This window comes from Gemmatimonas sp. (assembly GCF_031426495.1).
Lineage (GTDB): Bacteria > Gemmatimonadota > Gemmatimonadetes > Gemmatimonadales > Gemmatimonadaceae > Gemmatimonas.
Genome location: NZ_JANPLK010000013.1, coordinates 1 through 20,811 on the forward strand (window position 1 = coordinate 1; position 20,811 = coordinate 20,811).

Annotated in this window: 20 protein-coding genes and 1 pseudogene; 11 read left to right on the forward strand and 10 right to left on the reverse strand. The window is 65.5% G+C overall.

The genetic code is table 11. The features are described from left to right. Positions 1-1,390 (reverse strand): annotated as a pseudogene (locus tag RMP10_RS03705) (hypothetical protein); the annotation flags it as partial. A gap of 122 nt (positions 1,391-1,512) precedes the next feature. On the opposite strand from RMP10_RS03705, the gene RMP10_RS03710 reads away from it, so the two are divergent. Then, entirely contained in the window at positions 1,513-2,079 is a 567-nt protein-coding gene (locus RMP10_RS03710; protein WP_310569088.1) for a TlpA disulfide reductase family protein, read from the forward strand. Positions 2,080-2,087: 8 nt separating this feature from the next. On the opposite strand, the gene RMP10_RS03715 is transcribed toward RMP10_RS03710, so the two are convergent. After that, a complete protein-coding gene (locus tag RMP10_RS03715) occupies positions 2,088-3,950 on the reverse strand; it encodes an ABC transporter ATP-binding protein (protein WP_310569089.1) in 1,863 nt (620 codons plus the stop codon). Between the two features lie 62 nt (positions 3,951-4,012). Here RMP10_RS03715 and RMP10_RS03720 point away from each other — a divergent pair, with 62 nt between their 5' ends. Both RMP10_RS03720 and RMP10_RS03725 read left to right on the forward strand, forming a co-directional pair. Then, positions 4,013-5,680, forward strand: coding sequence for an endonuclease/exonuclease/phosphatase family protein (locus RMP10_RS03720; RefSeq protein ID WP_310569090.1), 1,668 nt, complete (start codon positions 4,013-4,015; stop codon positions 5,678-5,680). Between the two features lie 134 nt (positions 5,681-5,814). Further along, the gene (locus RMP10_RS03725) at positions 5,815-6,048 is read left to right on the forward strand and encodes a hypothetical protein (RefSeq protein WP_309670144.1); all 234 of its coding nucleotides are present in this window, start codon (positions 5,815-5,817) and stop codon (positions 6,046-6,048) included. A gap of 209 nt (positions 6,049-6,257) precedes the next feature. Here the strand turns inward: RMP10_RS03725 and RMP10_RS03730 are convergent, their stop codons facing one another. From RMP10_RS03730 to RMP10_RS03750, 5 genes are all read right to left on the reverse strand, one after another. Then, complete coding sequence (locus RMP10_RS03730) at positions 6,258-6,962, reverse strand: dienelactone hydrolase family protein (RefSeq protein ID WP_310569091.1); 705 nt, start codon at positions 6,960-6,962, stop codon at positions 6,258-6,260. Then, positions 6,959-7,414 carry a DUF6174 domain-containing protein gene (locus RMP10_RS03735; protein ID WP_310569092.1) on the reverse strand — a complete coding sequence of 152 codons (456 nt, stop codon included), beginning with the start codon at positions 7,412-7,414 and terminating at the stop codon, positions 6,959-6,961. Before RMP10_RS03735 ends, RMP10_RS03730 begins: the two co-directional genes overlap by 4 nt. Further along, positions 7,414-7,905 carry a hypothetical protein gene (locus RMP10_RS03740; protein WP_310569093.1) on the reverse strand — a complete coding sequence of 164 codons (492 nt, stop codon included), beginning with the start codon at positions 7,903-7,905 and terminating at the stop codon, positions 7,414-7,416. The genes RMP10_RS03735 and RMP10_RS03740 overlap by 1 nt, the downstream gene beginning before the upstream one ends. A 78-nt stretch (positions 7,906-7,983) precedes the next feature. Next, positions 7,984-9,132, reverse strand: a complete 1,149-nt coding sequence (locus tag RMP10_RS03745) for a hypothetical protein (protein ID WP_310569094.1) — start codon at positions 9,130-9,132, stop codon at positions 7,984-7,986. 44 nt (positions 9,133-9,176) lie between these two features. Next, the gene (locus RMP10_RS03750) at positions 9,177-9,785 is read right to left on the reverse strand and encodes a hypothetical protein (RefSeq protein WP_310569095.1); all 609 of its coding nucleotides are present in this window, start codon (positions 9,783-9,785) and stop codon (positions 9,177-9,179) included. Positions 9,786-9,863: 78 nt separating this feature from the next. Between RMP10_RS03750 and RMP10_RS03755 the strand changes: the two genes are divergently transcribed. The 4 genes from RMP10_RS03755 (at position 9,864) to RMP10_RS03770 (ending at position 13,088) form a co-directional block, all read left to right on the forward strand. Next, the gene (locus RMP10_RS03755; protein WP_310569096.1) at positions 9,864-11,360 is read left to right on the forward strand and encodes an ABC transporter substrate-binding protein/permease; all 1,497 of its coding nucleotides are present in this window, start codon (positions 9,864-9,866) and stop codon (positions 11,358-11,360) included. Positions 11,361-11,367: 7 nt separating this feature from the next. Continuing rightward, positions 11,368-12,072, forward strand: coding sequence for an ATP-binding cassette domain-containing protein (locus tag RMP10_RS03760; RefSeq protein WP_310569097.1), 705 nt, complete (start codon positions 11,368-11,370; stop codon positions 12,070-12,072). A gap of 117 nt (positions 12,073-12,189) precedes the next feature. Beyond that, positions 12,190-12,672, forward strand: a complete 483-nt coding sequence (locus RMP10_RS03765) for a BON domain-containing protein (RefSeq protein ID WP_309672887.1) — start codon at positions 12,190-12,192, stop codon at positions 12,670-12,672. Continuing rightward, complete coding sequence (locus tag RMP10_RS03770) at positions 12,669-13,088, forward strand: SH3 domain-containing protein (RefSeq protein WP_309672886.1); 420 nt, start codon at positions 12,669-12,671, stop codon at positions 13,086-13,088. The genes RMP10_RS03765 and RMP10_RS03770 overlap by 4 nt, the downstream gene beginning before the upstream one ends. On the opposite strand, the gene RMP10_RS03775 is transcribed toward RMP10_RS03770, so the two are convergent. From RMP10_RS03775 to RMP10_RS03785, 3 genes are read right to left on the reverse strand one after another with little or no spacing between them, the layout of a single operon-like run. Continuing rightward, positions 13,085-13,381, reverse strand: a complete 297-nt coding sequence (locus tag RMP10_RS03775; protein ID WP_309672885.1) for a hypothetical protein — start codon at positions 13,379-13,381, stop codon at positions 13,085-13,087. The two genes, RMP10_RS03770 and RMP10_RS03775, sit on opposite strands and share 4 nt — an antisense overlap. Before the next feature lie 19 nt (positions 13,382-13,400). Next, positions 13,401-13,805: a DUF6691 family protein gene (locus RMP10_RS03780; RefSeq protein ID WP_310569098.1), complete on the reverse strand. Its 405-nt coding sequence runs from the start codon at positions 13,803-13,805 to the stop codon at positions 13,401-13,403. Between the two features lie 4 nt (positions 13,806-13,809). Next, positions 13,810-14,274 carry a YeeE/YedE thiosulfate transporter family protein gene (locus RMP10_RS03785; protein WP_310569099.1) on the reverse strand — a complete coding sequence of 155 codons (465 nt, stop codon included), beginning with the start codon at positions 14,272-14,274 and terminating at the stop codon, positions 13,810-13,812. Between the two features lie 122 nt (positions 14,275-14,396). On the opposite strand from RMP10_RS03785, the gene RMP10_RS03790 reads away from it, so the two are divergent. The 4 genes from RMP10_RS03790 to RMP10_RS03805 all read left to right on the forward strand — a co-directional run bounded on the left by RMP10_RS03790 (position 14,397) and on the right by RMP10_RS03805 (position 20,774). Beyond that, positions 14,397-15,302 (forward strand): M91 family zinc metallopeptidase, encoded by a 906-nt coding sequence (locus RMP10_RS03790; RefSeq protein WP_310569100.1) that lies wholly within the window; start codon positions 14,397-14,399, stop codon positions 15,300-15,302. 14 nt (positions 15,303-15,316) lie between these two features. Then, positions 15,317-16,762: a carboxypeptidase-like regulatory domain-containing protein gene (locus tag RMP10_RS03795; RefSeq protein ID WP_310569101.1), complete on the forward strand. Its 1,446-nt coding sequence runs from the start codon at positions 15,317-15,319 to the stop codon at positions 16,760-16,762. A gap of 141 nt (positions 16,763-16,903) precedes the next feature. Further along, a complete protein-coding gene (locus RMP10_RS03800; RefSeq protein ID WP_310569102.1) occupies positions 16,904-19,297 on the forward strand; it encodes an ATP-binding protein in 2,394 nt (797 codons plus the stop codon). A 103-nt stretch (positions 19,298-19,400) separates the two neighbouring features. Then, positions 19,401-20,774, forward strand: coding sequence for an NAD(P)/FAD-dependent oxidoreductase (locus tag RMP10_RS03805; protein ID WP_310569103.1), 1,374 nt, complete (start codon positions 19,401-19,403; stop codon positions 20,772-20,774). The last annotated feature ends 37 nt before the right edge of the window (positions 20,775-20,811 follow it).

Consider the following 20,811-nt stretch of genomic DNA (forward strand, 5'->3'; position numbering starts at 1 on the left):
GCACCGACACCACCATCGTATCCGGCGTGGGCGTGGGCCCGCCGCTCAGCGCCACGCACACCAGCGCGCCATCCCCGCACGACACCCGGCTCAGCGCCCCCAGCCCATTCCAGTGCAGCGCCAGGCTCCGCGCCGCATGCGGCACCAGCGTCCCCGTGCGGCGGCCCACGTAGCCGTAGCGCGTCAGCCCCGCCGGTTGGTCGAGCGCCAGCCCCGGCACGTACACCACGCGCCCGAAGAACGGATTCGGATCTTCGCCATTGAGCAGCGGGAGTGCCGGCACGAACCGATCGTCGTTCTGCACGCTGTCCGGCACCGACGTCGACTGCCCCGCGTAGCGGATCGGCACCTGGATCTCGGCCAGCTCCCGGTCCCCGTCCCACACCGTGCGCCGCCACGTGCTCACATCGCACGCCACGGCCGTGGAGAAGAACAGCCCCACATCGCAGCGCCGGTCGGTCCGCACCCACACCCGCCGCCCGAACGCGTCGTAGCCGTACTCCTCGAACACCAACGTCCCCGGATCGAGCTCGAGATACGTGCGCGCATCCACCGCCCGCAGTCGCTCATCGGCGCCGTAGTACGCCATGCGATCGTCGTGCTGGCGGGTGTCCGGGTGCTGATCGAATTGCACATTGCCCGACGCGTCGTACCGGTAGCGACGGTTCGCACCGACCGCCGTGAGGGAGTCGAGGCGCCCCACGCCGGCGCGATACCGATAGCGGCGGGGGCGTTGCGTAAGTTGGTTGAACTGGCCGTTGATCCGCACCGAGTCGATGGTGTTGCTGGTGTCCGGGTTGGCCATTGCGTCCATTTGGTACCGTTCGCGCGTGACGGTCTCCACCAGGCCACTCAGTTGTCGCATCCGGCTCGAGCGCAGGTGCCCCAGGCCCGAGTATTCGAACTGCTGCTGCTCCTGGAACCCGAGCGCATCGGTCGTGGAGAGGCGCTTCCCGCGCGCATCGGTGCTGAATCGTGCCTGCCGGAAGAAGAGCCCACCGAACTGATTGAGCGTGTCGGCCGCCAGATACCCGCTCGCATCGTACGCCAAGCGCCGAATCCACGGCTGCACACCAGTCGCGTGCTGTAGCTGGACGACCTCGTCTCTGAGATTGTACAGACGGCTGTAATAGACCCCGAACTCGTCGATCACGGAACGAAGGCGGCCCGTCTCAGACACATACTCGTACTGATGGCGACTGCCGGGCGCCGTCAGCTGTTCGGGCAAGAGAAGCAGTACGCGTCGGCCGTTTGCGTCGTATTTGAGCTGCAGCCCGTACCCCAGCAGCACGCCGGATGCTCCCCGAATGTACAGGCTATCAGTGTCGAGATCGCCACCGGGGAAGTAGCTGCGCACGACACGCGCATCGCGATTGACGGCGGTCCGCACGCGATCGAGCGCGTCGTATCCGAACTGGTCCAGTTCAAGGGGTCAGAGTCGTTGAAACGTGGCTATCAACGACTCTGTCCCCATGAACGGCCGTCAGCGAACCGTCGCGCTAAGTTCCCACCATGGCGTTTCGCTACTCCTATCCGCCCCGGCTCAAGCGGCTGCTCGGCAGATTCCACTGGACCACGTGGCTCATGCTGGTCCTCGGTATCTGGGCCCTGCCGCGCCTACTGCCGCATGTCGGTGCGCTCGTGAACGTCACCGCACGCGATCGCAGCACGCCCACCTTCGCCGTCCGCACGCTGGCCGACTCGACGATCACATCGCAGTCACTCCGAGGACGAGTGGTGCTCGTGAACGTGTGGGCCACCTGGTGCACACCCTGCCGCGTAGAAATGCCACTGCTCGAGGCCACGTGGAACCGGCACAAGGCGGCCGGCCTCGTCGTCCTCGGTGCCTCGGTTGACCAAGGCGATCCGCAATCCGTGCGCGACTTCATCACCGAGCGCGGCATCAGCTATCCCATCGCCATCGTCGGCGCCGATGCGATCGCCGAGCTGGGTGGTGTGCGCGGCTATCCCACCTCGATCCTCATCGGCCGCGACGGCCGGGTACGACATCACGTGATGGGGCCGATCGGTCCGCTGACGCTGGAGCCGGCGATCCGGCGCGCGCTGACCGAGCAATGACCGCGCCCCTACCGGTACCCCTGCGCCTGCAGCTCGAACAACTCCGCGTACCGCCCCTTCCGCGACAGCAGCTCCTCGTGCGTGCCCATCGAGTCCACCGTGCCTTCGTTGAGCACGAGAATGCGATCGGCCATGCGCACACTTGAGAAACGATGCGAAATCAGCATGCTCGTACGCCCCGCGCTCAATGCCTTGAAGCGCTGAAACACCTCGAACTCCGCGCGCGCATCGAGCGCCGCCGTGGGTTCGTCGAGCACCAACAGCTGCGCGTCGCGCATGTACGCGCGGGCGATGGCCAGCTTTTGCCATTCCCCGCCTGACAACTCCACGCCCGTAGAGAAGCGTTTGCCGATGGGCTGATCGTACGTAGCCGGCAACCGCGCGATCATCTCCGCCGCCAGGCTCTGGTCGGCCGACTGCACGATGCGCGCTTTGTCCTCACGTTCATCAATGCGCCCCACGGCGATGTTCTCACCGGCGGTGAGACTGTAGCGCACGAAGTCCTGAAAGATCACGCCCACGTTCGCGCGCAGCGCATCGAGGTCGTACTCACGCAGATCGTGTCCGTCCAACAGAATGCGTCCTTCGGTGGGCTCGTACAGGCGCGCCAACAGCTTCACGATCGTGGTCTTGCCCGCACCGTTCTCGCCCACCAACGCTAAGGTTTCCCCGGCGTGCAGCGTGAACGACAAATGCCGAACGGCCCATCGCTCGGTACCGGGATACTGAAAACCCACGTCCTGAAACTCGAAGCCGATGGCGATCGGTTTCGGCACATCGCGTGGATTCTCCGGCGAGTGAATGCGCGACGTGATCGTGAAGAACGAGAATAGGTCATCGAGATACAGCGCTTGGCTCGCGGTGCTCGAGAATCCCACCAGCAAGCTCGCCAGCAAATCACCGAGCCGACGGAACGACCCGGCTAGGAACGTGAGATCGCCGATGCTGAACTGCCCGGTGAGCGTACGCCATGCGATGTACCCGTAGGCCGTGTAGTAGCCAGCGGTACCGATCGCGGTGAGCAGTCCCATCGTACTTTCGCGCTTGATCGCCAGCGCGCGATTGGCCCGGTACGTATCGAGCGAGATCTCACGGAAGCGCTCGATCAGAAAACGATTGAGGCCGAAGATTTTCACCTCCTTGGCCGTTTCCACGCTCGCACCCGTTTGCCGTAGATACTCCAGCAGCCGACGCTGCTGTGTGCGCGACCATTGCAGCGCGTACTCCAGCGCATTGAAGTGCGCTTCCCCCACGAACGCCGGCACCAACGCGACCAGCAACAGCACGATCAGCCACGGCGCATAGACCACGAGCCCGGCCGCGAAGCTGATGATGGTGATCAGCGTCTGTACCTGACCGAACACCTGCCCCATCACCCCCAGCCCCTGAAACGTCTGCGTGCGCGCGCGTTCCAGGCGGTCCTGTACCTCGCTGTCCTCGAACTGTTCGAGATCCAGCGTGGCCGAGTGCTCCATGAGGCGGATCGTGGTGCTGATCGAGAATTTGATGCCGAGAATGCGATCCACCAGCGAACCGCTGCGCGAGAGCATATCCGCACCGATCGCCAGCGCGAACTCGAGCAGGATGAGTTGCATCGTGCGATCCAGCAGACCGCTGGCCACCCAGGCACTCCACGTGTCGGGATGCCCCGGCAGCGCCGCCGTACGAATCACCTCGTCGATGATCAGCTTGCCCACGTACAGCGTGCTCACCGGCAGCAGCGAGCGAACGAGCCGGATGCTGATGGTCGCGATGGTGAGCGGCGCGCTGGTGCCCCACACCAGCAGGAACAGCGGCCCGACATGCCGGAGCGCGCCGAGCCGTTCGCGGAACGACTTGATCGGTGGTGGGGACTGTCTCGGACGCGCCATGCGGTGAATCTGGGTACGGGCGGGCAGCACGGCCATTGCGAGCAGGGGATAATTTCCTTGCCATGCGCCTCACGCTTTCAACTCTCGGTTCGCGCTTTGGCCACCGCCTCGTTGGGGTCGGTGCGATGGCCGCCCTTGCCGCCTGTGGCGCAGGAGGCGGGACGCGCACGGGCGCCATCCCTGGCCCCGCCGCCGCGCAAGTCCCGATCGAACTGGACGGGCGCGTTGACGACTGGGCCGGTGTTCCAATGCTGTCGCAAGCCGCGCAACCGGACGGACCACTGCACGCGGCGTGGGCGACCGACGACGCCAAGTGGTTGTACCTGTCGTTCTCCGTGCGCGACACGGTGAGCAACTCCGCCATGCCGGGTACGCTGCATGTGCTCATCGACGCCGACGATAACACACAGACCGGCGGAAGCGTGTTCGATGCCGCGGGCGGTCTCACCGGCGTCGAGCTGTCGCTCGACATGTCACGTACCGACAAGCCGCAGGGCAATGGGATCGGCGCCGGCGCCGCGCTGCGTACAGTTGGCGCCGCTGCACTCGACGCATACCGTAGCGCGTACGAGCTCGATGTGGTCGCGCTGCCCACGTGGAGCGCCACTCGCTTCGAGCTTCGGATCGCCCGCGGCGGCGCGTTCGATGGATTTGGTCGGTTAGGGCGCGCGGTGCGTGTCCGCCTGGTGTTCGAAGCGACGAGTGGTGCCGTCTCAGCGCTTCCCGCCGCGCGGTATGTATTCGCCACGCCGCTCGACACCCGACCGCGGGCAAACCTCGTGTCGGCGATCCCGACGAAAGCCGCGGGCTCGGTGCGCGTGGTGCAGTGGAATGTGTCGGAGGGTTCGTTCCGCTCGCCGACCAATCACGCCAAGCTGTTAGCGGCGGTGGCACCCGATATCATTTTGCTGGACGAAGCGTACGCCGAGACGTCCGACTCCACCTTGGCGGACTTCTTCGCGCGCCCTGAACTGGCCGCACTGGGCCACTGGCGCTTCGTGTACTCGCGCACGGGCGGTCGACAGCACACCGTGGTTGCCACGCGCGATCGCGACATCCGTCAGGCGGCATCGATGGTGCGCGTGGAGTATCCATCCGGCGTGCTCGACAGCGTGCGCGCCACTGCACCGAGCGCCGCGCAGCATCTGTTCGACACCGAAGCGAAGGCCCAGCTGTCGAGTACGGGTGCATGGATCACGGTAGGCGGCATCGAGACGCTGTTCGTGCCACTCGACCTCCAAAGCGGCGGCTTCTTCGGCAATCCGCAGGATCAGTTGCGTGTACTGCAAAGCCGAGCGATCCGCGCGCACGTGCAGCGCGAGTTGGCGTCGGGTGCAACACAAGGTGCAATACTAGGTGCAACACGAGGTGCAACACGCAGCGCGTTGGTGATTGCCGGCGACTTCAATGCGATCGGCTCCTACGAGTCGATTTACACCCTCCAGCAGGGCCTCGATGTCGACGGGTCCGACCTGACGCTCAGTGATTCCTGGCGACTCGGCGAGCGCACGCTGGTGTCGTGGACAGACCCGAAGGTCGGTCAGTTCCTTCCTGGCCGTCTCGATCTCACCCTGTACTCCGACGCGGCGTTCGAACGCACGGGTGGCTTTGCGTTCTCGAGTGTCGATCTCACGTCCGCATTCGCCGCCTCACTCGGCATCGCGCGCGAGACGTCGGCCGGGACCGCTGATCACCTGATCATGGTCACCGACCTCCGCGCCAGGCGATAGACTCGGCATCCAGGGCATATCCCCCAGAACCCGCTATCTTTGAGGAACGCACGGGACGCGCCCGTGCCGAACCACGATGATCGGACGAGGCGGGTATGTCGCGGGCGTTTCTGAGAGATGATGCGGAGGGCGAAATGCCCCGCCGCAATTACCACCTGCCGGAGCGCACCGACGCGGGCTACGATCGAGCCTGTGCGCGGGCGCTGCTGGAAGCCGCGCGAGTGAACGAAACGCAGTTGGCCGAACGCGCCACCGGCTACTACTGGGGTGAACCGCTGCTCAAGCCGTTCGTCGAAGAGCTGCGTGTGGAAGCCGAGCAGCAGGGCGACGACCGTCTCGAACAGCTGGCCCGGCGTTTTCTGGCGTGATGCGCCATTCCGCGCCGTGATACGCGCGCCATCTCGTGGTAAGGCTGTTCGTCTTTCCCAAAAGAGAACTGCCTACCGCGGGTCTGCACGAATGACCGCGAATAAACAACAACACGAGGCCACTCGGGTTCATCCGCGGACATTCGTGCGAATTCGTGGTGAAGTTGTTGATTGTTCGAACGTCAGTATCATCCAAACCGCCGGCTGCCTCACCCGCCGTGTCGCTCCAGCCACGCCATCGTTTCGTGCATTGCTTCGGCCCACTGCGCGGCGGTGGTCAAATGCCCGGCGCCTCGCATCGTGTGATGACGCTGCGGGGCGACGTGCGCCGAATCCGCAGCAATCGCGTCGTGCAGGCGAAACACCGCGTGCGGTGGCACACTCGCGTCGTGTTCGGCGGTGATGCTGAGCAGCGCGACGTCGCGGAAGGCGGACAGCACGTGATGCGCGCTGGTGTCGCGGGTCCATTCCGGAGAGCCGAGCAGCGCGACCACCGCACGCAGCGGCACGCCAGCTGATACCGCGCGATAGGCGAGGAACGCGCCCATCGAGATCCCCACCAGTGAGACCCGCTCTCGGTCGACGCCGCACTCGGCCACCAACGCGTCGATCAACGTAGGCAGTTCGCGCACCGTTGCTTCCATCACGTCAAGCATCACCGGCAGCGCGCCATCCGCCGAGTGCTGAAGCCGTTCGGTCAGCGCGGCACTTGAGCGGGCCCCATGATCGACCGCATCGACGCCGACGGCGACAAAGCCGAGAGCCGCGCAGCGTTCGAGTTCCGCCGCGTGAGCCAAAGCATCGGCACGGAAACCGTGCATCCAGAGCACCGCGGGACGCGTCTGGTCTGACGACAGCACCGGCGCCGCGATCAGCAGCGGTACGCCGGCCAGCACCATCGCCCGCGATGTCACGGCGAGATCGGCGTTACACTCGAGGTGATGTACGTGACCTCATCGTCGATCGCGTCGCGGACGGGATCGAGACTCAACGTGGTGGGATAACCCAAGGCGGCATCGAATGCCATCGACTGAACCACGCCTGCGCGCGTGAGCCCCTGGCGCGCCTGCGCGAACAGCTGATCAACGGTGCGAAAGATCGTCAGCAAGGTCACCGACAGCGATTCTCCCGTGGTCACGTTCACGGCGCGCGTGACCGATCCCGCCGTAACCGTGACCTGAAACGTGGTCGAGCCGGTGACGCAGAAGCACAGCACGCGCTGCTGCATCGTATAGCTGTTCGATGTCGGGCGCGTGCTTTCCCACCGTCGCTGCGCGGCCGTCAGCCGCGCTTCCTCGGGACCGGTGGGATCGCTGCAGCCGCCAGCCAGCAGTAGGAGCCCGAGGAGCGCAACGGCCAACCGCATTACGCCTTCGCCGCCTTCGCCGCGTCGAGGTGCGCCTGCATCCGCTTGCGGAATCGCTCGGAAATCAAGCGACCCATTTCCGTTTCCTTGGCCACCCACTCAGCGTTGCGGAACGCGATCGGGTTCATCGCCGCCCGATACTCGGCGAGCCACGGCTCGATGCGCGAGAAAATCAACAGCCCTTCGCCGTTGCTCTCCATCATGAAGTCGGCGTGCATGACGCCGTGACGCGCCATCGCGTACGTCATCTCCCAGTACGACGTGCACTGACGAAACGCCGCGTTGAGCGGATGATCACCCTTCGTTACGGCGATCACGTCCTCGAAGCTCGTGGGAAGAAACTTGGCGATCAACTGAGTGCGCGATTCGCGCATCACATCTTCGCGACGGAGCTCGTACAGCTTGAGGACGAGTTCCGCATCATGATGGTCGGGATATTCCTTGAGGGCCACGGTCTGCTCGGCGAGCGGGGGAGATCGGCCAGCGCGCATGAGTGGCGCCCGGCGAGACACGGAGTATTGTCCGTCGCCAGAGGCTTGGCAAGCGAACGATCCGGTGAACGCCCGGACTCAGCGAAAGCGCAGGCGCACTACGCGCTCGATGCCATCGACATCCGTGGCGACCGCAGTCACCGTGTTGCCGATGATGAACGGGTGCCCGTTATACGTGTCGATCGCGCGTGGCCATTCCGCGATGGCAATCAAGCGGCCCGCGGCATCGTACACATCGGCTTCACGCGGGCGACCTTCGGCCACGGCGCGCTCCACCCACAGTCGCCCGTCTTTGGCGTAGGTCAGTCCAACGATCGGCGCTTTGGTCGCTGGCACACCGAACGGCAGATCCGGCTTCGCCTCCTCAAGCGTGCTGTCGGCCTTGGCGCGTTCCTTCGCCGACAGCGGCACGGCGGGAATCGTGCGCGCCACGGTCCGCACGCGCTTGCCGCTCGTATCGTAGATGTGCACCTCATAGCGCGAGGTCACCGACTCCGCACGCACGCCACCCGGGCCGTACGCGCGAATCCATTGCGGTCCGAACGGCTGCCAGTAATACCGTTGCGACGTACCCATCTGATTGCCCTTCGCATCCTTCTGCACCGTCGTGACCTTGTGCATACCAGCGAACGAGCCCGGTGGAACGGCGAGCGTGTCGCTGCCCGCGATCGCACCGTTGGCGCTGCGCCGCACGCGTATCGGACGGAAGCTCGCCATTGCCTGGTCGAACCAGATCGTCTCGTCCACCATCGAACCATCAGACTCGAACGTGATTGGCAGCCGACTGCCGCCTGTGAACGACTGGAGCGGCATGGTCTTCGTACTAACCGCCGGCGTGGCCGTCGCATCGATGCCGAGCATGCGCGCGTTGCCCTCGTCTCGCGCCCAGAGCAGACGATCGGGGCCAAAGCCGATTGGTCCGAGCCGTTTGAACTCCAGCGGGCCAGAACCGGAGCGACCGATGCGGGCGATCGATGCGCCCGTTGGCGAGAAGACGCGGATCTGCAGATCCTGAGCGTCGGCGACGAACACGCGCCCCGCGGCATCGACGGCCAAGCCGCCAATCCGGCCGAACGTGGCGTCGTCGGCCTCGGCGCCGCCGATCGTCATCTCGATCGCCCCGTGCCAACGTGGTGGCGCACTCTGCGCATCGACGCGGACGGTGTTGATCAACAATGCCGAGAACAGGGCCAAGGCGGGAGCGGATACGAAGCGATTGTTGGACATTGGACCGGATTAAGAACAGCTGAACGCCGCCTGCGACGAAGCCGCTATGGTAGCGCGCCGACCGGCGTGGCCGCAACATGCGGCTCCCACTGCTGGATCGTCACCCGCAGCCGCCACGCCGCATTGTCGGCGGCCGGCGACTCCGGATCGAGCGTGGCCTGCGTGACCACAAAACCCGGCAGCGATGCCATCTTGCCGCTGGGGAGGCGCTTGTGCCACGAACCGTCGTTCAACGGTACGTCATCGGTATAACGCCCGTCGGAGGCACGACCGTACACACGCATTGGATCGAGTCGCAGGCTGGCCCCGCTGAGGCGACGGTCTACGGTGATCGCCGACAGCCAAGAGCGGCCCGCGTACTCCATGACCACGCCGACCTGCACCTGTCGCGTCGTCTCGCGCGAGGCCGTCAGACGCGCAATGAAGTTCGTGGCCACCTGACGGCGCAGGGATGCCAGCACGACCGGCTGCGTGAGTTGAACGGTACCGTCGTCTCCCGTCACCAGCTCCTCGCCAGCAGACGGCGATTGCCAGTCGGCGGCGGTGCCAAGGATCACGCGAAGCGGCACGCCAGTGGCGAGCGACTTGTCGGGATGGAGGACGGTGATCTGCACATCAAGGCTCACCGGTCGTGTAATCGGAATCTGAGTCACAATGAAAGCTACTCGACCGCAGGCGGTCGCAGGCGATACTTTGTGCTTGCGCGCACACTTTCCCCACAGCTCGGCTCCATGATCCGATTCGCCACGCGGTTGCTGTCGCTGGCCGCACTGCTCGTCGGGACTTGGGCGTGCACCAGTCCGCCGGACGCCAGGCCGGTGACTAGACCGCCACTTCGCTGGGGCGGCGATGCGGAAGGTGGCGCGCCCTTCGTGGAGGCCGATGCGGCTGATCCCACCCGTGTGCGCGGCTTTGACGTCGAGATCGCCGCGATGATCGCGCAGGGCCTCGGGCGCAAACCAGAGTTCGTGCAGGTCGCCTGGGCATCGATCGAGCAGTCGGTCGCCCGCGGCGACTTCACGATCGGCATGTCCGGTCTCGAAGATCGACCTGCGCTGCACGAACGCTTTGCCGTATCGCTGCCGTACTACGAGTTCCGTGAAGTACTCGCCGTGCGCGCGGCCGACAGTGCGCGCTTCCACACACTCGCTGACCTGGGTGGTCGTCGTGTGGCCACGCTTGGCTCCACGATGGCATGGGAGATGGTGCTCGCCGCCAAGATCGCGCACGGCGTGCTGCCGGTGTCGTACGATGACGACGTGCATCCGTACACGGATCTGGTGAGCGGACGCGTCGATGCCGTGTTGCTCGACCACGTGCTGGCCGAACGCTCGCTGCGCCGGATCGGCGGCTTCGTGATTCAGCCGGCGGCATTGGCCCGCGGACACTACGTCGCCGTGCTGGCCGCCGGCGACAGTGTGCTTCGCGACTCGGTGAACGCGACGCTGCGGGCTCGCATGCGTGACGGCGCACTCGAGCGGGTATTCCGGTCGTGGGATGTGTGGAATGCGAGCCAATCCGAGTTTCAGCAGCGGGTGTTACAGGACTCCGTGGCGGCCCGCGACGCGTCTGCCGCCACACGTGGCACCACCACCTCGATCGCGACCTATCTCCCGGCGCTACTGCGGGCCGCCATGATCACCCTGGCGCTCTCGGTGCTCGCGATGACGCTCGCCATCGTGATCGGCATCGGGCTCGCCGCCGGTCGCGTGTACGGATCACGGCCGCTGCGCATCCTGCTCACGGCATACGTGGAAATCATCCGTGGCACGCCGGTACTCCTGCAGCTGTTTGTGTTGTACTACGGACTATCGGACGTCGTTCGACTCCCCGCCTTCGCCGCCGCCGTGATCGGGCTCGGCCTCAACTACGCGGCCTACGAATCCGAGATCTACCGGGCCGCGCTCGAAGCCATCCCCACCCTGCAGCTCGAAGCGGCGCGCACACTGGGTCTCTCCGAGGTGCAGATCCTGCGTCTGGTACGCGGGCCACAGGCGCTTCGACTCGCGCTGGCCCCGATGACCAACGATTTCGTCGCATTGCTCAAGGATTCATCGCTGGTCTCGGTCATCACCGTCGTCGAACTCACCAAGCAAACCGCCATTTACGCGACGAACGCCGGCAGCTGGGCGATCCCCGGCGCGCTGTGCGCCATCGTGTATCTGTCCATGTCGCTGCCGTTGTCGCGCATGGCCCGCCGACTCGAGCAGCGGTGGACCCTGTCATGACGCCATCATGAGCCACGACGCCGCATTGCGTGTACGCGCGCTGCACGCCGCCCGTGGCGAACAGGCCATCCTGCGCGGACTCGACCTCGACGTCGCCGCCGGAGAAGTGTGCGCGGTCATGGGCGTGTCGGGTGCCGGGAAGACCACGGTGTTGCGAGTCGTCGCCGCGCTGCAGCCGTTCTCCGCAGGCACCGTAGAGATTGGAAGCGTCGCGCTCCAACCCGGCGCCCTACCGCCAGAGTCGCGGCTCCGCGCGCTGCGTCGTCGCGTGGGCGTTGTCTTCCAGAGCCACGCGCTATTCGAGCATCTCACGGCGATCGAGAACGTGATGCTGGCGCCGATCCACGCGCTCGGACAATCGCGCGCCGAGGCCAAGGACACGGCCACGCGCTTGCTCGAATCGCTCGGCGTGTCCGCACGCGCGCACGCGTATCCACGGCAACTCTCGGGCGGCGAAGCACAACGCGTAGCGATCGCCCGAGCGCTCGCCCCCGATCCACAGTTGCTCCTGATGGACGAGCCCACGTCCGCCCTCGATCCCGCCCGCCGCGCGGCGCTCGGCGAGTCGGTTCGTGCGCTCGCCGCTCAAGCGCGCGGCTTGCTGATCGTGACGCATGACGCCGAGTTCGCGCGTAGCTTCGCCGATCGTGTCGTGGTGCTGTCGCACGGCACCATCGCCGAACAGGGTCCGGCGCGCGAGGTGCTCCCGTAGCGCACAGTCGGGCATGCTTGCGTTTCGGCAAGATTGGTGCGTGTTCCGTTGAGTGGGCAGGCTATGCACCACGTCTTTTCTTCAAATTCAGTAGAGGTACGGCATATCATGTCAACCATGATTCGCACACGCATGCGCACACGCGGCTTCATCTCCGCTGTCACGCTTTCTGTCGCCTTGGCACTCACCGCCTGCGCGCCGAAAGATGCCGACATCAAGGCCGCCGCGGATACGGCGATCGTCGGCGTATCCGGCGTGTCGGTCGCGGTGACCAACGGCGTCGCCACGATTTCCGGCCAGTTCGCCGACGAAGCAACACGCACATCGACCACCGCCAAGGTGGCAGCGGTGAAGGGCGTCAAGTCGGTGGCCGACAGCTCCACCATCGCGCCGCCGCCGGTTGTGATTTCGCCCGACGATGCGCTGCTGACCAGTGTCGCCGCCGCCCTCGCCGCGTTCCCGACGCTCTCGGCGACGGTCAGCGACGGTGTGGTGACGCTGAACGGCGAGATCAAGCGATCTGATCTGCCTATGGCGATGCAGGCCCTCTCCGCGCTCAACCCGAAGAAGATCGACAACAAGGCCACGGTGAAGAAATGACCCTCGAAGCCAAGTACGCAGAGCTCATCAACGCCGTGAATAGCGGTGGCGCGACGAACGTCGCCGTGCGGACACAGGACAACGTGCTCTACATCGATGGCGTCGTTCCGACCGGCGAGGCGAAAGACGCGGCGTGGGGGATCTACGACACGATCGACCCCGACTTTCGCAGTGGTGATCTCGTGCTCAACCTCGACGTGTCACCCGCCGCACCGTCCACGCGGCTCAAGGTCACGACGGAGAGCTCAAACCTGAACATCCGCAAAGGACCAGGCACCGATCAGCCGATCATCGGCAAAGCGGCGCACCATTCCGAAGTGACGTTGCTTAGCAAGTACAATGGCGAATGGGCGCTCGTCCGCTCAGCGAACGGTGAAGAAGGGTACTGCTCGCTGAAATACCTGACGGCGATCTAGTCGCGCATGGGGACTGCCGCCGGCTGCCGTCGTGGCGTCGGCGGCATTCCCGGTCGGATCCGTGTGCTGTTGGGATCACTCTCATTCCACACGCAACGATGCCGATCGCCTGGCGCCACGCGATTGAATACCGCTTCGCTCACCACGCAGGTGGAACGGTCGCCGGCCACGAGCAGGTTCGTTCCCTGTTTCTCCATCACCGGCTTCGACGCGTACACCGTCCTGCCCCCCAGTGGGATGCACGAGGCGGTGCAGAGCACGACAAGCAAACCAAGCACCGTCCTTGCGCGCATTCTCACGCTCCGGGTCGCGTCACGATTCGCGCGGCGCCGTGAATCCCTGCACCAGCGCACCGAGCGCAATACCACCGATCGCATACCCCAATTCCCAGCTACCGGCGCCAAGCCCCGCGATCGCCGGTCCCGGACACACGCCGGTGATGCCCCATCCGATGCCGAAGATCGCCGCGCCGATGATCGTCGATCGATCCATCACCGACTCGTGCGCGCCGAACGTGCCGCCCAACAGCGGCCGCCGCAACAGCTGCGGTACGAAGCGATAGGCCAGGAACGTGACCACCACCGCACCGCCCAGCACCAGCATCAGTCCCATGTCCTGAAAACGGAGGAAGCTGAGCACGACGCGCGGTTGAATCATCGTGGAAAACGCGAGGCCGAATCCGAAGAGGGCACCGGCGCCGAGCGCAGACTTGAGCATCGTGTCAGCTCCCACCAAGGCGCGCCATGGCATTCGCCGTGATGAACGCCGTCGCCATGAACGTCAGGACCGCCAGCAAGGACGGCAGCTTGAGCGACGCCAGGCCGCAGATGCCATGCCCCGACGTACAGCCGCGTGACAACCGCGCGCCGTACCCTACCAGCACACCGCCGATCGCGAGCTGCCAGGGCGGAATCGACACCGCCACGCGCTCTCCGTGTCCGAGCAGCAGCCACCACACGAACGCGCCGACGATCAGCCCCGCCGCGTACGCCAGACGCCACGCTCGGCTGTTCACCAAGCGGGGCTGCTGAAAGAACGGCCGCCGTACGACGTATGACCACGTCGACGAATACACGGAGCTCATTCCGCCGATCAGGCCGGTCAGCGCGAACAGCACGCTGACCCCGAGACCGATGGTGAGGCCACCAGCGAGATAGTGGGTCCAGCCCTGCGGAAACGGTGTCATGGTAGCCAAGTGCTCTGGGCGGAAGCGGGAAGAGATGGCGTGTTGGCAGCGGTGACGCTACACTCGGGCAGCGGACGCCAGGCCGCCGAGTGAACGCCTACGACTCCTACCGAGTGCCGATCATGGGATGGTTCTCACGCACACCGAAGATCAGCAAGCCCGTTCCGGTGTTTCATGCCGCGGCGCCAGTCCGCTACCCGAACACGATGATCGAGATTCGCCCGTCCGCGCAAACCTTGCCGGGCGGCGGAAACTATACCGATACCGTCTACCGGCACCTCATGGAGATCGAATCCACGACGGTCGGCGCGGCCCTGTTTGCGGAACTCGCACGACTCGGGAAAACGCAAACCATTCTGTATGCCGGACCGAACAGTAATCAGGCTGCAGGCGGACTCGGCGGTTACAAGAAGCTGCGAAAGGCGCACGACCAAGGGGACAAGGTCGCATTCGCGGCCGAACTGGCGGCGACGTTGCTGGCCTGTCCGCACGACAAGCAGTGGCTCGCCAGGCAGCTCTACGAGACCCCGATCCATACGTGGACCGGAGCGGTTTTACCAAGTCCGTTCCGCAATCCGAGGCGTGTCGCGCCGCCGGTCTTGCCGGGCGGGGCGAAGCCGGTGCCGCCCACCCCGATCCAGCTCGCCGTCGCGAACATCGACTCGTGGCTCGCTGGGACGACGATTCCGGACGTGGATCAGATGGACGTCCTGGCGACCGTATTGCAGACGTGGCTGCGCTCCGGCAACGGCTGCGGCACGCGCATCAATTATGATCCGCACAAGGATTCGGCCGGCGGTCTGCCCCGTCCGCCGCACGCCGCCCTCTTTCACGAGCTCGTGCACGCATACTACAACGCGTGCGGCGACCAACTCGGTCGCGAAGACAGCTCGATCGAGTCCGCTGGCGGCCGACTCTTCGAACTGATGTCCGTCGGGCTGGTACCATTCGATACCCGGCCATTCACCGAAAACAAGTTCCGCGCGGAATGGCCCGGTGGCTGCGCCCCACGCGCCAAGTACCCCTGACACAGGATCGGCGAATGCGACGTCGACGAGGAGTGCTGACCGTACGCTCGGCGCTCTTTGCCGCGATGTGCGCGGCGCTGTACACCGCGACGGCGGCGGCGCAAAGCACGGTACCGACTCGGCCGGACAGCACAACGTCGAGTCGGGCGACCGTGTACGGCATCGTGAACGACAGCATCGCCGCTCGTCCACTTGCCGGCGCCGTTGTTCAACTCGTGACCACTGACACGCTCGCCAACTTCGGACGCACGATCGTCTCCGACTCCACGGGTCGATTCACCTTCGACGACGTGCCGGCCGGACGCTACACGCTCGGATTTTTCCATCCGATGCTCGACTCGGTCGGACTCGACCCGATGCTACGTAGCGTCGCCGTAACCGGCGTGGGCGCCGTCCGCGCCGATCTGGCCGTGCCCTCGCCCGCGACGCTACGGACCGCCATCTGCGGCGCGCCGAACGCGCAGGGCACCGGTGGCGTGTTGATCGGCTCCGTGCACGCGGCGCTCGGACGTGCACCGGCCGCCGGCGTGACGGTGATCGCCGAGTGGATCGAACTCACGTTTGGCGCAGGGGGCATGACGCGACGCATGCCACGCCGCACGGCGATCACCCGCGAAAACGGCTGGTTCTCCCTCTGCAACGTGCCGGGCCCTGGCCTGCTGATGCTCATGGCCACGCGCGGGGCCGACAGCACCGCGATGGTCGAAGTGCAGATGCCTGCCGCCGGCTTTCAGCGGCGTGAGTTGTACCTCGGTCCCGCCCGCGTGGCCGCCGGTGCCGACAGCACGCGCCGCGTGCATGTGGGGGAGGGTCGCTTGAGCGGAATCGTGGGTACCACGACCGACGGCCGTCCGCTGTCCGGCGCGCAAATCAGTATCGTCGACGGGCCGCAGACGCGTTCCAACGCCCGCGGCGAGTGGACACTCACCGACGCGCCACCGGGCACGCGCATGCTGGAAGTCCGCGCCGTGGGCTACTATCCCGAGCGCCGCGCGGTGGACATCGTCGATAGCGTGGCGCCGCTGCGTGTCGCTCTGGCGACCTTCAAGTCGGTGCTCGACACCATGAAGATCAGCGCCGCGCGTACCGTCGACCAGAATCTGGTCGGCTTTCAGGAGCGTCGCCGCTCGAGCATGGGCCGCTTTCTCACGCCCCGTGACATCGCCGTGCGGCAGCCCTTTACCACGTCGGAGATTTTCCGCGCGGTCCCCGGACTCTTTCTCGACCGTACGATGGACGCCGAGGAGAAGGTGATGATGCGCGGCCTGTTCGCAGATCGCTGCGAACCCGCGATCTACATCAACGGCCAGTGGATGAACGCCCTCACCTCAGGCGACCTGGACGGCTTCATCCGGCCGAATGACATCGCGGGTATCGAGGTGTATGCGGCCGGTCAGGTTCCGGCGCAATTCCAACCCGGACTTGGGGGGTGTGGGAGCTTGGTGTTCTGGACGAAGTAGAGGCCGGTCAACCAGCCTCTAGCGCAGGACGCGCGAAAAAATTACCATCGCGTTCAGTAGTTCGGTGCGGTACGCGAAAGCCGCCTTCTTCTTCGGGTCGAGAAGCCGTTGACGCTCCGCGCTGCCCACTCATCGCTGCGAATGTCGCTGTATTCCACGGCGACGTTCGTGCTCTACTTTGCCGCCCAGGCTGGATCGTTGGAGCTAAGCCAGCGGAACGGTGGAAACGCCGGCCTCTGGCCCGCCAGCGCCGTCGGCCTCGTCTTCATTCTCGGAGCGCCCAACAATCGCCGGTGGCTGGCGGCGCTCGTGACGGTCGGCGCCAACGCTGCGGCCCATTTGCTCTTCGGGTCGATGCCCGTCGAGCAACTGCCACTCGCCCTCGGCGTTCGCCTGCTCGCGGACTGGGGCGGCGCCGAACTGGTCATCCGTGTCCTCGGTGCCCGCCCTGCGTTGAATCGAAGTCAGCCGATGCTCGCGTTTGCGGCACTCGTCGCGCTGGTCGTCACGCCCATCGTCGCGACGGTCGGTGCTCTCGCGAGTGCGGTGACCGGCGGCCCGGCGTTTCCGGTGAGTTTTATCCAGTGGTACGTCCCCGAAGTCGTCATGACGCTCATGCTGGCACCGGCACTCTGGGCATCGGTGCAGTGGGTAGAGCACGGGCGACACCGGCCATGGCGAGCGGCCGCGAGGCGCGGACTCGAACGTGCCGTGGTGCTGGCAGTACTCGCCATCGCCGTCGGTCTGGTGACCCTGCAGCCGACGACGTCGGTAGTCTCTCTGCCAATCAGTATCGCGGCCGTCCCACTCATGATCGTCATCGCCTATCGCTATGGCGTCGGGACCACGGCGTGGGCAGGGATCGTGATGTTCGCCACGCTGCTCTTGGTCACCGCCGGCGGCGCGGGGCCCTTCGCGAACTCACGTGCCCCGGGGTTCACGCGCTATGTCGCAATCGAGCTCTACGCCGGTGTGCTCAGCATTTCTTTGGTGTTGATGGCCGCCGCTCTGAAGGATCTACGCGAGTCCTCCGATCGATTGCAGTCGTTCCTCAATACCACCGACAGTGCAATCGTCGCCGTGGACTCCGGCCGTCGCATTGTGGGATTCAGTCCGAATGCCGCGCGCATGTTCCTGAAGCTCGCCAACCACAGCCTCGCCCGCGGTCAGGACCCGCTCGGCCCGGTGCAGGGCACGCCCGACACCATGATACGGCGAACGAAGGCCTGGACCAGTGCACTCGCCGGGCAACCGGATAGTGCGACGCTTGAACCGGATCCGGCCACGCGCGTTGAAATGCGCTACGAGCCGATGCTCGGCGCTGACGGACAGATAGTCGGGGCAGTCGCCACCGCGATCGACCTCGTCCAGCAAGAGCGCGAGGAGCAGGCGAGTACGCGGGCGAGTCGCCTCGAGGCGATCGGGCGGTTGGCCGGTGGCGTCGCGCACGATGTCAATAATTTGATGACGATCGTACTCGGACAGACCTTCGTGTTGCGCTCCGGTGTCACAACCGGGAGCGAGGTGGCGGCGATCGAGGAAATCGAGGAGACCGTGGAACGCACCAAGCGGCTGAGTGCGCAGCTCCTCGCCTTCTCTCGAGCTCAATCCCTCGCACCAACCGTCGTCACGCTCGCGACACAGGTTGACGCGACCGTCTCACTCCTCCGTCGCGTGGTCGAAGAGCGCACGGTGATTCACGCCGAGCATCGCGGCCCCGATTGGCGCGTCTCGCTGGACATTGGCCAGTTCGAGCAGGTCCTGTTGAATCTCGCGGTCAATGCGCGGGATGCGATGCCCGACGGCGGTGAACTCAATATCGTGACCGATAGCGTTCGGATCGCGTCCAGCGACGCCGAGCGAACGCGACTGGCCCCCGGCGAGTACGCGACGCTGCAGATGTGCGACACAGGCCAAGGCATCGCACCGGAATTCTTGCGTGACATTTTTGAGCCGTTCGTCACGACCAAGGGCTCGAAAGGAACAGGACTCGGGCTAGCCACGGTCGACGCCATTATGCGAAAGGCGGGTGGCGATGTGACGGTTGAGAGTCGTCTGGGCATAGGCACCTGCTTCCGCCTCCGATTTCCGCGCTCACATGCTGCGGCCACCGTGCTGCCCCCGCGGCGGGGGGTCGTGCCGCCGGCCTCGAAGCCAGCCAAACTCATTGTCTGCGAGGATGAACCGGCCATTCGACGCATCGTCATTCGAACGCTCGAGTCCGCCGGCTATCTCGTGCACGAGGCGCCTACCGCCGACGACGCACTCGCCTGGCTCGACGGAGCCGGCGACGACAGCGAGCTGCTCGTCTCCGATATTGTGATGCCGGGTATGAGCGGCGTCCAACTGCTTCGCGCCGCACGCGCCAAGAAGCCGCAGTTGCGCGTGCTGCTGATGACCGGGTACTCGGATGGCGTGCTCGATTCCCTCGAGGATATCGAACGACCGGATGGCCTGCTGGCAAAGCCCTTTCGCGGTGAAGAACTCATCGCCAGCGTGCAACAGATCCTGGCGGGACCCAGGCCGGCGGCCTGACTTCTCACGCCGCGCGTTTATCTTGCACTGACGCCCGACGTCTGGCATACACCGTCGGCCACTTCGCGCGTGGAGACCCTGACGCTTCATCCAAGAGCATGTCGTGAAGGCTGAACCGAACACCAGTACGCGCATGACGAGCATGCACGCCACCGACCCTCGACCACATGTGGTCATCGTCGGTGGCGGTTTTGCAGGACTTACGGCCGCGCGTACACTGGCCGAAGCCGAGGTGCGGATCACGCTCGTCGACCGCACTAATCACCATCTGTTTCAGCCACTGTTGTATCAGGTGGCGACGGCGGTGCTCAACCCCGCCGACATCACCGTGCCGATTCGCTGGATGCTGCGTAATCAGCCGAATGCGACGGTGATCATGGCGGAGGTGGACCGCATCGATGTGCCGCAGCACACGCTGACGCTCGATGGCGGCAGCAGCACGGTGGGGTGGGACTACCTCATCGTGGCCAGCGGCGCGCGACACGCCTACTTTGGCCATCCGGAGTGGGAGAACAACGCACCGGGGCTCAAGAGCATCGAAGACGCGCTCGAGATGCGACGTCGCTTTTTGCTCAGCTTCGAAGCGGCCGAACGCGCCAGCGCCGAAGGTCAACGAGAGGCCCTGCTGACCTTCGTCATCGTCGGTGGCGGTCCGACCGGCGTGGAGCTGGCGGGCATGATCCCCGAGATCACGCGCAAAGCCATGAAGCACGACTTCCGTCGCATCGATCCGTCCACGGCCCGCGTGGTGCTGCTGGAGGCAGGCCCTCGCCTGTTGCCGCAGTTCCCCGAAACACTCAGCGCGCGCGCGGAACGTGACCTGCGCGACCTGGGCGTGGATGTGCGTACGAACACCGCCGTCACCAGCGTCGACGACGCCGGCGTGACCGTGGCGTCGGGCGAGCGCATCTTCGCGCACACCGTATTCTGGGGTGCCGGCAATCAGGCCTCACCGCTCGGCAAACAGCTCGGTGCTCCGCTCGATCGCGCCGGGCGCGTAGTGGTGTCCTCCGACCTCTCGGTACCCAACGACCCGCACGTCTTTGCCATCGGGGATATCGCGTCCGTGCTCACCGCTGCCGGCACACCGGTTCCGGCCGTGGCACCGGCCGCCAATCAGATGGGCGCCCACGCCGCACAGGCGATTCTGCACGACCTGCGCGGTACGCCGCGCAAGCCCTTCACGTATTTCAACAAGGGCGACCTCGCCACGATCGGCCGACATCGCGCCGTTGCTTCGATCGGAGCCGTGAAGCTGCAGGGCAACATCGCGTGGCTTGCCTGGCTCTTCATTCACATCCTGTATCTCGCCGGATTCCGCAATCGCATCACCGTGTTCGTGCAGTGGGCCTATCAGTACATCACGTATCAGCGCGGCGTGCGACTGATCACTGGCACCACGGCCCACCGCTTGCTCAAGACCAGCGGCGACCGCGAACTCGCACGGGCAGAGGCTCGCGAAGACGAGACGGCGTAGACGAGACGGCGTCAACGCGCCGCCCGTCGCACCGTAT